Below are 12,673 nucleotides of genomic sequence, written 5' to 3'. Positions count from 1 at the left end.
AGGGAGTTGGCTCGTTGCGGCAATCCTCCCACCACAGAGATCATCTCGCCTGTCGGCAGAAGCAGGGCCGTTGCTCGGCCAAATTGCCAGGGGTCGACACGTGCGGTCCCGTCCTCGCGATTGTGCAGCCCCGCAGTGACTTACAGGTGTGAGTGATTGGTCGCCTTGCCGGCCGAACAGATGCGCACTGCGCGCGCGGTGTGATCTTCGACGGCGCTCACCGCAGAGAATCCCGCAGGGATAGGCTGGACGGATGCGTGGAGAGTACAAGGTTCCTGGTGGAAAACTGGTCGCGGTCGACGTCGAGGTGGCGGACGGTCGGCTGTCCGAAGTCGCAGTCTCGGGGGACTTCTTCCTCGAGCCCGACAGCGCGCTCGACGACATCAACGCGGCGTTGCGCGGAATGCCCGCCGACTCGGATGCAGAACAGTTGGCGCATGCCCTCTCCACTGCGCTCGACGAGTCCGTCTCGATGATCGGCTTCACGCCGCAGTCGGTCGGCATCGCGATCCGGCGCGCACTCGGCCACGCCACGAGCTGGGCGGATCACACGTTCGACCTCATCCCGCCGGTGGTTCTCGATCCCGCGATGCACGTCGCGCTGGACGAGGTCATCGCGCGTGAGGTCGCATCGGGTGAGCGTCCGCCGACATTGCGTTTCTGGGACTGGGACTCGCCCTTGGTCGTGATCGGATCGTTCCAGTCCGTGCGTAACGAGGTCGACTCCGAGGCGGCTGCGCGGCACGGCATCGGGGTGGTGCGCCGAATCTCCGGTGGCGGCGCGATGTTCATGGAACCGGGCAACTGCATCACGTACTCGTTGGCAGTACCGGCGTCATTGGTCGAGGGATTGAGTTTCGAGCAGTCCTACGCGTTTCTCGATCAGTGGGTCATGGGAGCGCTTGCCGAGGTCGGTATCAACGCTCGGTACGTGCCGCTCAACGACATCGCCTCGGACAAGGGCAAGATCGCCGGCGCCGCTCAGAAGCGATTCGCGTCCGGCACCGTGCTCCATCACGTGACCATGGCCTACGACATCGACGCGGAGAAGATGACGCAGGTGCTGCGAATCGGACGAGAAAAGATGTCGGACAAGGGAACCAAGAGTGCGGCCAAGCGCGTCGATCCGCTGCGTTCGCAGACCGGAATGACGCGTGCAGCAATCCTGGAGTCGTTTGCGCAGCACTTCCGAGGTCAATACGACACCCGCGACAGCGACTACACGGACTCGGAGTTGGAGCAGGCGCGCAAGCTGGTGGAGACGAAATTCAGCACCGAAGAGTGGACTCACCGCGTCCCGTGACGCCGTGACCCCGAGAAACCGGGACGAGACCCGAGAGGTCTCGTCCCGGTCGACCTAGGTAGCCGGAGTCGCTGAGTTCGCGCCGAGAAGTTCAGCGTCGTCGGCGCGGGAGTTCCGCTTCGGAATGGTGAAAGTTGCGCTCACGCACAGGATTGCGATGACGAAGCACGCCAGTGTATACCACAGGTTCCCGATGGGATCTCCAGCGCTGGTGGAACCGTCGACTGCGTCGAAGAAGTCGGGAAGCGCACTCGCCCACAGGATTGCCATGACAACCAGGTACACCACGCTGTAGATCTGGACGAACTTGTTGGTGTGGGCAGGAGCGTTCGATTCTACCGAGCGCAGGTGCGTCCATTGGCGGACGAGAACCACTATCGCGACCACCGTGAGGACGGCAAGTTCCGCGGCGTAGAGGAACCCGCGAACGGTGTCGCTACCCATTCCGAAGACCGTCGCCGGGAGCGGGAGGATGAACGTTCCCAGTGACGCCAGAAGGCCGATCACGATGGTGCGCCATACCAATTGAAGTCCCGAGAAGTGCTTGCCGGCATCGACGTGCCGCCCGACGAAGTACTGGACGCAGAATGCCAGCGACATGGGCCACAGAGCGGCGAAGACGACCACGCTGGGCAGTGGAACCGCGTCGAACATGGGTTGGTTGATCGGGTTCGACGTCGACCACTCCCACCAACGCAACTGGGGTCCGAGGTGGTCGAAGATTTCGTAGAACGCGTGGTGGACGAAGCCGACGCAGACTGCGCCCAGTAGTGGACCGTATTTGCGGAAAACGCCGAGCATTCTGACTATTTCGAAGGCCAACGTCGCCATCAGTGGATAGATGGCAACGATGTACAGCGGCAGTCGGCCCCACATGAAGTCGACGGTGAACACGTTGTGCGCGAACATCGTGTCCACTTGTTCTTCGATGCCGAATGCCGCCGGGAAGTACAGCGGAGGCTCGATGATGAACAGGTAGGCGGTGGCGCCGAACCAAAGGACCAGGTTGGTGGGGTCGCCGTTGCGGCGCAGTCGCACGATCGCCAAGACCAGTGCGAGCACCGAGCCGACGATGATCGTCCATTCGAGTACGGGCAGGGTCCAGTTCTCCAGCGCCGCCGGGTTACGGAACTCGACGAGTCCACCTGCTTCCTGACAGGAGAAACCGAGTTCTGTTGCCAGTTGGGCAAACGTGGGGGAGCAGTGCTCTGCCATCAGTTGGCCCCTGACGTGATCGACTCTTGTGCCTGAGATTCAGCGGTGTACCAGCGTGTGCAGTCGTAGCCGTCGTCGTAACGCTTGAACCACTGGTCGGCGAGTGCGGGGAGTTTCTCGAGGTCCGGGTTGTGATTGGGCATCTGGCTGCGGAAGACACCGCCGAGTGCGACGAGTTGTTCTCCGAGTTGAAGGTGATCGAAGGCGCGAGGCATCGTGCCCTTGGTCAGATACGGAGCGAACGACGTCAGAATCTTCTGCTTGGTGCGGTGGGTGGCGAACATCGACAGTGAGTCGACTTGCCGCTCGGAGAGCGGAACGTGCTGGTTGAAGCCTGCGCAGGCGATGCGAATCACCTTCATCACGTGCGCGAAGATCGACGGTGCCATCCGCATCCGGTAAAGCTCGCTTCCGACAACGGAATTGAAGATGATCAGAGCCGAGCTACGATGCTCGACCTCCTCGACGAAGTGCCAGATGAACAGCGACGCGACGCGGTCGTCTCCCGGGCGGAACAAGGTCGCCTCGTTGTCGAGCATCAGCTTGAACACCGGCGTGAAGGTCGCCTCCAGATCAGCGGTGTATGCGAGCCGGTAGTTCAGCGAGGTTGCCTCGGTCAGTAGATCGAATTCACCGATCACGGCGTCGAGTGTGTTCTGCAGTCCGGGGTATCGCCTGATCAGAGCCTTCACATGCTGGCGGTGCGCGGTCGAGTGATGGCCTTCTTGACGCATGAACGCCACGGCTTCCTCGGCCACCTCGGGATCGCTGATCCGCGACTTGGTCTGCATGATCATCTTCACGATCATCTTCTCGAAACCGATGGCCAGGAACGAGACCGCGTTGGACATGCTCGACCAGGCCGGGTTCTCCGGGTTCCACAGGAAGGGAACGTCATGATCCTCGAATCCGAAATCCATCTTTCGGGGCTGAAGGTTGGTCACTTGTCGAACCTCGTCTTTCGGAGGGGCTGGTCAGGTGGCCGCTCTGGCACTGGAAGCCACGTGTGGCGGTAATCATACATATTGGTGTGCAGTTGTATGTTCACTTTCGCCGACGGAGGGAAATTCAAGCGGTCCGGATGCAAATCTCGCCTGTGTTAGCCTGTGGCTCTTGGACTTCGAGCGCAAAGACATGGTTCGAGCCTCGTTCGAGCGAGGAAGTGGGCAGTGGCACGAAGGCGTGGGTGGGGCGGCAATCCACCGGACAGTGACGAAGATGCGTCTCGTCGCATTGTCGAGGCCGCGGTCGAGCTGATCGGACGGACGAGTTCGGAAATCAGTATCGGCGACGTCGCCGAGTCGCTGGGCGTGATCCGGCAGACCGTGTATCGATACTTTCCCAGCGCCGACGCTCTGATGAGGGCAGCTGCGATCGCGTCGGTCGACGGCTATCTCGATCGACTGACCACGCACGTGAGCGGCATCGAAGACCCCGTCGAGGCGATGACCGAGGGTGTCGTCTACACCCTGACCCAGGTCCACCGAACGCCCCATCTCGGCATTCTGCTCACAAGCACGAATTCGAGTCTTCATCCCGAAGGTCTGACCTCTCAGGAGGCGCAGGCCTTCGGAATGGCGATGATCACCCGCTTCGACGTGGACTGGCTGAGCTACGGATACGACGACGCATCACTTCAGGAACTGGTCGAATACGTCCTGCGGACTATGCAGTCGTTTTTCCTCGCGCCCGGCGATCCGAAGCGGAGCGACGAGGAACTGCGGCGATACTTACGACGCTGGATGGGTTCCGCGATCATCGCGCAGTCGGGTTCGATGAAGAGTGACCCGGTCAGCGCAGAGTTATCGTCAAAGCGACCGCGCTCGCGCACGCAACAATGACTACGACCAAGGCGAACAGGTCGGCCAGCTGAGGGCGCTTGGGGTACGCCGCGATCAATCCGGTGCCCCCGCGAGCGGAGATCGCTTCGCCCATTTCGGCAGATCGCCGAATTGCCACCGACATGGTTGTGGTGATCAGGTCGACTATCGAGTTGTCGGCAGCGCTGTTCACCACAGCTTTCGGGCGCAGTCGCCGTGCTGCAACGAGAGTGAGCATCTCGTCGATCAACAGCGGAAGCGAACGAATGCAGAGGGCTGTCGCGATCGCCCACTCGTCGACGGGAATCTTGAAGAATCGAAGCGGTCGGCCCAGAGTGGCCAGGGCAGGGGCCACATCGCTCATCGACGTCGTCCACGCCAACATCAGTGAGACACAGAGCAATACAAGGCCGAAGGTCACGGCTTGCAGGTACAGGAACACCGCGTCGAGGCCGATCGGAAGGTTGATCAATGCGCCGAGCAGAATAAGCGCCCACAGCCACCACGGAGGGTGGGGAACTGCTGTCGGGGGAATGCGTCCGATCACCGCGGTCAGCAGCAGCAGTCCGAGCACGACGCCGATCGTCGGCCAGGACGGTGTCACAACCACCACGATGCTGACGAGTACGACGGCCACGATCTTCGTTCCGGCCCACAGTCGATGGACCGGAGAAGAAGTCGGAACTTCACGCAGGAGGGTGGTCACGTTGTCGATCCTTCCAAAGCTGCGCCGGCGGACGGATCGAGTATGCGACCCTGCGACAGTCGAATCGTTCTGCTGCACACGGCATCCATGCCGTCGACGTCGTGGGAGATGACGACAACTGCTGTTCCGTTCCGACGAATCCAGCGGAGTACGTTCAGGATTTCGTGGCGGCCGGGTGGATCGAGACCGGCGAGAGGTTCGTCGAGAATGAGCACTCGGGGTTGGCGGACGAGGAGACCGGCCAGCACGACGCGTCGCATCTGCCCGCCGCTCAACTCGTCGATACTGCGGCCGGCGACGTGACGGTCGAGTCCGACGGCGTCGAGCGCCCAGGACACTTGTACGGATCCGATCTCCGGACCACCGGCGGCCTCGATGTCTTCGGCGACGGTTCGGCGTTGCAATTGCAGCCGCGAATGTTGGAACGTGAGCCCGACGGTGCCTAGTTGGCGCGAGACAGGTTTGCCGTCGAAGACTGCGGTTCCCTTGCTCGGTGTGATCAGGCCGGCCATGATCCAGGCCAGAGTCGATTTACCGGAACCGTTGCCGCCCAGGATCAGTAGCCCGTCCCCGTCGTCGATGGTCAGGTTTACCTCCGACAGTGCACGTCTCGACCACGGAGTCCGGTCGTTGTAGGTGTGCGTCACATCGGTGAGTTGGAGGACCGTGCGAGTGCCGGCCGGCCAAGGCGCGGCGGGCGGACCTGCAAACGTCGACGTCATCCAACCGGGTTGGTGGTCGATCTGCCGTCCGCGTTGCAGTTGAATCACCCGATCTGCCGCGCGGGTGTCGGCGTGGTGATGTGTCACGAGTACCACGGCCATGGGATGGCGTCGTGGAAGTTCGGCGAGGAGTGCGACCAATTCCTCCCGGCCGGCCTGATCGACCATCGCGGTGGCTTCGTCCGCGATCAGGAGAGCGGGGCGCCGCGCCAGAGCGGCAGCAACCGCCAGACGTTGCATCTCGCCACCGGAGAGCCCCGAGGTCTCGCGCATACCCATGCCGGCGAGCCCTACTTCAGCGAGCAGTGCATCGACGTCGGGATGTGACTCTGGGGGAAGCCCCCAGACGACGTCGTCCGCGACGCGGGTTCCGAGGATCTGGCTCTCCGGGCGTTGCAGGACGACGGCGGTTCCGCCCTGTCGGCCGAGGCCGGCGGACCCGGGTCTCGTCAGGGCCCCGATGGTCGGTGCGCGACCGGCGAGCAACCGGGTGAGTGTGGACTTGCCCGAGCCGTTGTGGCCGACGACAGTGACGAACTCTCCGCGTCGGACGGTGAAGTTGACATCGACGAGGGCCGGCGTCGATGCACCCGGATAGGTGAAGCCCACGTGATCGAAAGTCACCGGCAACGGATCGATCGGACGGTCGTCGGGTGTTGTCTCGAGTGGGTCGGACGAGGGGAGTGCAGCCAATCGATCGAGGACGGCACCGAGGACAAAATAGGAGATGACGGTGCTCAGGACGATCCCGGAGATGATCGACGCGGCGATCCACAACCACCAGTAGTCGATGATCGAGCCGATGCTGTTCTCGATCCACTCGGCTGCCCCGACCAGGGAGGGCGCACGCTTCAAGATTGTGGCCACACCCAGCGCGGTGTTCTCGAGCGAGTTCAACAACAAGTTGCGCAGGGGCGCGAGAACGAGCAACAAGACTATGGAGAACAACGCCAGCGCCGGCCCGATGACAAATGACGACAGCAATGCGGAGATGAAGCCGAGACCACGCCGCTTGACCGTGCCGATGATTCCGCCGAGGAGGGCGCACAGTGCCACCGCCCATGCTGACCCGGAACCGGCGGCGACAAAGGCGACCGCAGTAGCCGACACTCCGGCCGTCACTACCGCACGGACCCGAAAGCGCTGGGCAACAATTCCCATCGGAACCGCAGCCACGAGGTTGAGGGCGCTGGCCATGGGGATGACCGTGGCGATGACGGACAACGCGACCGTGAATCCAGCCATGACGGCACCCGTTGCCAACTCGAGTGGTCGAAGGCTGCCGGTTTCGCGGACTTGCGGACGGTTGCTCACCACGTCCAGTGTGCCAGTGGTGACATAACTCCTGCCCGACTGATGGTGAGCGCATCAGCGCGATTGCGTAGGCTTCACCTCAAACAATGCATCGGACGGAGCGTGGAAGACGTGAGTGCAGCACCCATCAGGGTCGGGGTTCTGGGAGCCAAGGGCAAGGTCGGTCGAGCGATCTGCGAGGCAGTGGAAGCTGCTCCCGATCTGGAACTTGTTGCGCAGGTCGACACCGGTGATCGCATCGAGACGTTCGTCGACGCCCGCACTCAGGTAGTGGTCGACTTCACTCACCCCGACGTCGTCATGGGAAATCTGGAATTCCTCGTGGCCAACGGAATTCACGCTGTGATCGGCACCACCGGTTTCGACGAGTCCCGGCTCGCGACTGTGCAGTCCTGGCTCGACGCCCAGCCGGCAACGGGTGTTCTGATCGCGCCCAACTTCGCCATCGGTGCGGTGCTGTTGATGCGTTTCTCGGCCGCGGCGGCGCGCTTCTTCGATTCCGTCGAGGTCATCGAACTTCACCATCCCAACAAGGCCGACGCGCCTTCGGGCACCGCATACAGAACGGCCGCCATGATTGCCGAGGCTCGCGCGGAAGCAGGCGTTGGACGCAGTCCTGACGCCACCACGACCGAACTCGAGGGTGCGCGCGGAGCCGACGTCGACGGCGTCCGGGTTCACTCCGTGCGCATGGCCGGCCTGGTTGCGCATCAGGAAGTGATTCTCGGAACGCAGGGCGAGACGCTGACCATTCGGCACGACTCCATCGATCGGAATTCGTTCGCGCCGGGCGTTCTGCTCGGTGTTCGTCAGATCGGTTCGCATCCGGGTCTGACGGTCGGTATCGATTCCTTCCTCGATCTATGAACAAGACCACCCGCACCCTCGCGCTGATCGTTGCGATCTGTATCGCGCTCGCGGTGTACTTCGTGCTGCTCGGTCAGCGCGGAATCCAGCTCATCCAGGACGGCGGTGGCGCCGCAATCGGTCTCGGGATCGGAGTGCTGATCCTGCCGTTCCTGGGGCTGTGGCTCGTCATCGCCACGCTCCGTGCGGGGTTCACGCACCAGCGTCTCGCGCAGCAGATCCACGACGAGGGCCTCACGGTCGACGCCTCTTCGCTTCCGAAATTGCCTTCGGGTCGGATCGAGCGAGCGGCCGCCGACGAGTTGTTCGCTCAGATCAAGGTCGACTGGGAAGCAGATCCGGACAACTGGAAGCAGAACTTCCGACTCGCTCGCGCCTACGACTACGCCGGTGATCGAAGCCGGGCGCGGGAAACCATGCGCCGGGCAGTGGAACTGGAACGTCGTTCGCGAGGCAAGTAGTTTCCTCTGCTGAGACCAGGGGATCGGTGAGGTGCTAGCGCTCCGGAACCGTTGTGGGAGAAGACGGATCCGGAGTGGTGGGGTCGAATGGCGGCGGGTTGTTCGGGTCGAAGCTCGTTACCGGCACCGAACACGTCGCGCCCACTTCGGGATACGTGTTCGGATTGACCCGCAATGCCGAGACGAATTGATCGATGCGAGCGTCCTCGGCGTTGTCGAGCTTGAGTTGACGGCCCCATGACTGCAGCGAGATCGGCGAATCCAGGGTCGGGTACGGCGACATCAGTGTGTAGCTCATGCCCTCGACTCGCTGCGCCAAGCGGGTCTGATCCTCGCCCGAGACGAGGTCGGGGTTGTACGTGATCCACACAGCTCCGTGTTCGAGAGAATGAACCGCATTCTCGGTCCGAATCGCTTGCGGATAAACAACTCCGGTGCAGTTTGCCCAGACCGAATCATGACGGCCGCCGAAAGGCGGTGAATGCGTGTACGCCACACGTTCGTTCGGGCGTACGTGTTGAGCGGCTGGGTAATCGACCGCGACAACTCCGTCGATGGCTTCGGACGGATCCGGGTTGTCGACGCTCGGAACAAACGCATCCGGACGAGGTGTTCCTTCGACGGAATTCGCGCACGAAGCCAGCGCGAGAACTGCCGAGATCGCCACTGTCGCTCGAAGTTGTTTGTTCACTCGGTCATGATAGCGGCGTCCGATCGGTTTCCCTGGGACGTGAATCGACTACGAGCCGAGAGAGCCGCTCGCACCGCCCGACAGTGCGATGTCACTGGCACCGCGAAGAATTCGCAGCGGCGGCAACGGCCCTTTGTATGCCTCGGAACCGCTGATCAGATCACCCGCAGCGTCGAACGCGATCGCTTCACCTTGTGGCTCGTCGGGAAGGGGAACACGAATCGGTTTGGTGGTCAACGCTTTCACGACATCACCATCGGGAGCTGAATACAGGTAGACGTCCGTGTACGTGCGAAGCGCTACTACCGTGCCGTCCTTGCTCACAGCGCCGCCCGTGACGGCCATCGTGCCGGCATGAGGAACCGGCCCACCGGAAGTGAGGGTGGGTGTCATCATCAGCTGGCCCACTTCGGCCAATATGGTCGGCGACGACGTACTCAGATCTTGAACATGCTGTCGCTCAGCGGTTGTGTAGACGACGCTTGCGCCGAAATAGTCCTTGGTGACGATGACGGGAAGGCCGTCGCTCTGGATCAACAGTGTCTCGGCGTCGTGCGCCCCGTCCGGATAAACAAGGGGGTAGGAGGTAGCGGTACCTGAAGTCGGATCGAGTTCGATCAGCCCGATCGACGTTCGTACCGCGTTGTTGTCGCCGATGTCTGCCAGCCACAGATGGCCGTCAGGAGTCGACGAGAGATCCTCGACATCGACGCGAGGAGTGCCCACATTGATCCAGCGCTGAACGTGGCAGTTCGAATCGAGTTCGGCGACGCGATCGTCAGAGCCGCTGTCGCCGATTGCGTACATCCCGGCCGCGGTGACGGTGAGTCCGGACAGCTCGGAAAGGCCCGCATCGATGGGTGTGCACAGTGCGTCGAAGACGCGCGAGGCCTGGTGCGCCGCCGCCGGAGCAGCGTGAACGCCGACGATTGCGGCGGCGAGAGCAACCGAGCCGGCAGCCGCGGAGATCGAATGGGCAAGCGCGCGATTCCACATCACAATTTCCACATCACAATGGAGTCCTTCTTGCCGAAAATCGGGACTTAGTACCCAGACAATACTGGACGTCCGTCTCGGTTTGTCAGAAAGAGCAAGAAATGGTCTACGCCTCGACGTCGTGATGCGTCAGTGGTTCGCCGAATGAATGTGGGTGCCGGAGGGGATACTCGACTCACCGGCGATCGGCGACAACGAGCAGGAAGTGACGAAGCGATGGCGAAGAGTGATCCCGAAAAGCAGAGTGATCCCGAAAAGCAAGGCGCAGACTCCCCGTCTCAGTTGATCGACAAGCGAATCGAGGAACTCGGAGATTGGCGGGGCGAGACGCTCTCGCGGATACGCACTCTGATCAAAGAGACGGATCCGGATGTAGTGGAGGAATGGAAGTGGCGAGGAGTTCCGGTGTGGTACCACGCCGGAATGATCTGTACCGGTGAGACGTACAAGAGTGCAGTCAAGGTGACTTTTGCCAAAGGCGCATCACTCGAGGACTCCTCAGGTCTCTTCAACTCCAGCCTCGAGGGCAATACGAGGCGGGCGATCGACTTTCACGAGGGCGAAGCCGTCAACGAAAAGGCGTTCAAGGCACTCGTTCACGCCGCGATTGCCCTGAACACCTCGAAAAAGTGACTTCTTGTCAGAGTTGATATTCAGCGAGGTCGAACGCGCTGAGTAGCGTGCGGAATTTTGTACTGGTCTCTCGCAGTTCGGTTTCAGGATCGGAAGAAGCGACGATGCCGCCACCGGCGTAGGCCCGCGCCGAGAGGCCGTCTGCTGCGATCTCGGCGCAACGAATAGCTACCATCCACTCGCCGTCTCCAGTCCGGTCGCACCACCCCACGGCACCGGCATAGAACCCACGATCGGCTTCGGTTGCGGTGATGTGCTCGCGTGCGGCGACCGTCGGTGTGCCGCAGACAGCCGGAGTCGGGTGCAGCGCCATTGCCAGTTCGAGAGAGGTCAGGCTCGGGTCGATCAGGACTCCTTCGATCTTGGTCCCGAGGTGCCACAGTTGCGGTGTCCGAAGGATTTCCGGTGCGCTGGGTGCATTGAAGGACGTGCACAGTGGTCCGAGTATCGCGCTGATGGAGTCGACCACAAACGCGTGTTCGGCGAGATCTTTGGTCGACGCGCGGAGTTGCTCGGCATTCGCCGGGTCCTGATCCGAATTCGGGTGGCGCGCAATCGAGCCCGCCAAAGGGTGGCAGGTGACGACGCCGCCTCGCCTTTCGATCAGAACCTCGGGCGTCGAACCGACCAGCGAACGCCCGCGGTACTTTCCTCCGGCGGGGGACAGGTCGACGCAGAAACCGTTGTGCGCGTGATCGAGTGCAATCAGTGTCTCGGCCAGAGCGACGGGGAAGATCGTGGACTCGGCCTCGAGTGTCAGGGAGCGTGCGAGGACAACTTTGTCGAGTTCGCCTGCTCGAAGATGTTCGATGGCTACGCGGACCCTGTCGGTGTGGATCTGCGGGCTCGGTTCGAATCCGGCAACTCGCGCAGTGGGGAGAGCCTGAATGTTCGAGTGATGGAGATCACCCCTGACTCGCGTGAAGCTCAGTGGCGCAGTGAGGGCGGACGGCGTCTCCGAAGAAAAAGGAAGGGCGCCGACGACCGAGTCGATACGCCCGGTTTTGAGGGCTTCAGCCGCGTCGAAGGCCGAGTCGAATTCTTCGACTACTCCCGAAGTGCGGATCGACGTTTGCCTACGTGAGAGCAGGAAAACGGAGTCCGATTCATCGTCAGTCCGGTTGTTGCGCAACGGGAACTCGGATACTTCGGCGAGTGCTGACATGGACACCCTTCCAGTTCGATCGGAACATCTGCTATGTTGAGGCTAGCCTAAGTTTGCGCGATTTACGTCGCCACGATTTCTGTCGATGGGGACAGAAATTGTGGGTGGCGGACGCGTTCGTGTACTCGAATTTGTCCGCTACTTCACGGCAACGGTCGTCGCTACCTACGGCGCGGTTTTGCGGCACGTTCGCGTCGAATCGCCGTAGTGTCGGACTGGTGAAGACGCTCTTGGTGGTTCACCACTCACCCTCGCCTGGAACACATGAACTTCTCGATGCTGTTGTGGCCGGTGCCCACGATCCTGATATCGAGGGTGTTGAAGTCAAGGTGATTCCGGCATTGGCTGCAACGGTGCCCGACGTATTGGGTGCAGACGGCTATATCTTCGGAACATCGGCGAACTTCGGATACATGTCCGGCGCCTTGAAGTATTTTTTCGACACCACCTACTACCAATGCCTCGGTGCGGTAGACGGCAGGCCGTACGGGTTGTGGGTTCACGGCAATAACGACACCGCTGGTGCGGTCGCTTCCGTGGACAAGATCGTGAAAGGACTCGGTTTGAATCGCGTAGCCGACATTCTCGAAAGTGCTGGCAGTGTTGACAGATCGGTCCGAGAGCGATGCTATGAATTGGGGGCAACGGTCGCTGCTGTCATGACTATCTGATCGATTATGCGATTCTTCGCCGGTGGATTTCGAAAGAGAAATTTCCGGTCGTCGAGCTTCTTAGTTTAGGCTACCCATATTCGGTGAGTGCTGCTCCCAGCAGCCTCTA

General features: G+C 61.6%; 14 protein-coding genes. 7 read left to right on the top strand and 7 right to left on the bottom strand.

The genetic code is table 11. The features are described from left to right. Positions 1-253 precede the first annotated feature (253 nt). Entirely contained in the window at positions 254-1,303 is a 1,050-nt protein-coding gene (locus ACFWAD_RS16535) for a biotin/lipoate A/B protein ligase family protein (protein WP_378545625.1), read from the top strand. Positions 1,304-1,357: 54 nt separating this feature from the next. Here ACFWAD_RS16535 and ACFWAD_RS16530 read toward each other — a convergent pair whose 3' ends face one another. Then, positions 1,358-2,518, bottom strand: a complete 1,161-nt coding sequence (locus ACFWAD_RS16530) for a hypothetical protein (protein ID WP_378545622.1) — start codon at positions 2,516-2,518, stop codon at positions 1,358-1,360. Continuing rightward, positions 2,518-3,462: a metal-dependent hydrolase gene (locus ACFWAD_RS16525; RefSeq protein WP_317827709.1), complete on the bottom strand. Its 945-nt coding sequence runs from the start codon at positions 3,460-3,462 to the stop codon at positions 2,518-2,520. The genes ACFWAD_RS16530 and ACFWAD_RS16525 overlap by 1 nt, the downstream gene beginning before the upstream one ends. A gap of 225 nt (positions 3,463-3,687) precedes the next feature. On the opposite strand from ACFWAD_RS16525, the gene ACFWAD_RS16520 reads away from it, so the two are divergent. Continuing rightward, the gene (locus tag ACFWAD_RS16520) at positions 3,688-4,359 is read left to right on the top strand and encodes a TetR/AcrR family transcriptional regulator (protein ID WP_378545618.1); all 672 of its coding nucleotides are present in this window, start codon (positions 3,688-3,690) and stop codon (positions 4,357-4,359) included. On the opposite strand, the gene ACFWAD_RS16515 is transcribed toward ACFWAD_RS16520, so the two are convergent. Together ACFWAD_RS16515 and ACFWAD_RS16510 are read right to left on the bottom strand one after the other, a co-directional pair. Further along, positions 4,310-5,044, bottom strand: a complete 735-nt coding sequence (locus ACFWAD_RS16515) for an energy-coupling factor transporter transmembrane component T family protein (RefSeq protein ID WP_378449847.1) — start codon at positions 5,042-5,044, stop codon at positions 4,310-4,312. The two genes, ACFWAD_RS16520 and ACFWAD_RS16515, sit on opposite strands and share 50 nt — an antisense overlap. Beyond that, complete coding sequence (locus ACFWAD_RS16510) at positions 5,041-7,080, bottom strand: ATP-binding cassette domain-containing protein (RefSeq protein ID WP_378545615.1); 2,040 nt, start codon at positions 7,078-7,080, stop codon at positions 5,041-5,043. The genes ACFWAD_RS16515 and ACFWAD_RS16510 overlap by 4 nt, the downstream gene beginning before the upstream one ends. A gap of 102 nt (positions 7,081-7,182) precedes the next feature. Here ACFWAD_RS16510 and dapB point away from each other — a divergent pair, with 102 nt between their 5' ends. Beyond that, positions 7,183-7,947 carry a 4-hydroxy-tetrahydrodipicolinate reductase gene (gene dapB, locus ACFWAD_RS16505; protein WP_378533533.1) on the top strand — a complete coding sequence of 255 codons (765 nt, stop codon included), beginning with the start codon at positions 7,183-7,185 and terminating at the stop codon, positions 7,945-7,947. Beyond that, positions 7,944-8,408 (top strand): hypothetical protein, encoded by a 465-nt coding sequence (locus tag ACFWAD_RS16500; protein ID WP_283303888.1) that lies wholly within the window; start codon positions 7,944-7,946, stop codon positions 8,406-8,408. Before dapB ends, ACFWAD_RS16500 begins: the two co-directional genes overlap by 4 nt. 34 nt (positions 8,409-8,442) lie before the next feature. Here the strand turns inward: ACFWAD_RS16500 and ACFWAD_RS16495 are convergent, their stop codons facing one another. Next, positions 8,443-9,099, bottom strand: coding sequence for a DUF3105 domain-containing protein (locus tag ACFWAD_RS16495; RefSeq protein ID WP_378545612.1), 657 nt, complete (start codon positions 9,097-9,099; stop codon positions 8,443-8,445). A 48-nt stretch (positions 9,100-9,147) separates the two neighbouring features. Then, the gene (locus ACFWAD_RS16490) at positions 9,148-10,107 is read right to left on the bottom strand and encodes a hypothetical protein (protein WP_378545609.1); all 960 of its coding nucleotides are present in this window, start codon (positions 10,105-10,107) and stop codon (positions 9,148-9,150) included. A 204-nt stretch (positions 10,108-10,311) separates the two neighbouring features. Here ACFWAD_RS16490 and ACFWAD_RS16485 point away from each other — a divergent pair, with 204 nt between their 5' ends. After that, entirely contained in the window at positions 10,312-10,728 is a 417-nt protein-coding gene (locus ACFWAD_RS16485) for a DUF1801 domain-containing protein (protein ID WP_378545606.1), read from the top strand. A 7-nt stretch (positions 10,729-10,735) separates the two neighbouring features. Here ACFWAD_RS16485 and ACFWAD_RS16480 read toward each other — a convergent pair whose 3' ends face one another. Continuing rightward, entirely contained in the window at positions 10,736-11,893 is a 1,158-nt protein-coding gene (locus ACFWAD_RS16480; RefSeq protein WP_378545603.1) for an isochorismate synthase MenF, read from the bottom strand. An 85-nt stretch (positions 11,894-11,978) separates the two neighbouring features. On the opposite strand from ACFWAD_RS16480, the gene ACFWAD_RS16475 reads away from it, so the two are divergent. Next, the gene (locus ACFWAD_RS16475; RefSeq protein WP_378545600.1) at positions 11,979-12,101 is read left to right on the top strand and encodes a hypothetical protein; all 123 of its coding nucleotides are present in this window, start codon (positions 11,979-11,981) and stop codon (positions 12,099-12,101) included. A 10-nt stretch (positions 12,102-12,111) separates the two neighbouring features. Continuing rightward, the gene (locus tag ACFWAD_RS16470) at positions 12,112-12,564 is read left to right on the top strand and encodes a flavodoxin family protein (protein WP_378545597.1); all 453 of its coding nucleotides are present in this window, start codon (positions 12,112-12,114) and stop codon (positions 12,562-12,564) included. The last annotated feature ends 109 nt before the right edge of the window (positions 12,565-12,673 follow it).

This window comes from Rhodococcus sp. NPDC059969, assembly GCF_042738325.1.
GTDB lineage: Bacteria > Actinomycetota > Actinomycetes > Mycobacteriales > Mycobacteriaceae > Rhodococcus_F.
This window is presented reverse-complemented; position numbering and strand designations above follow the sequence as displayed.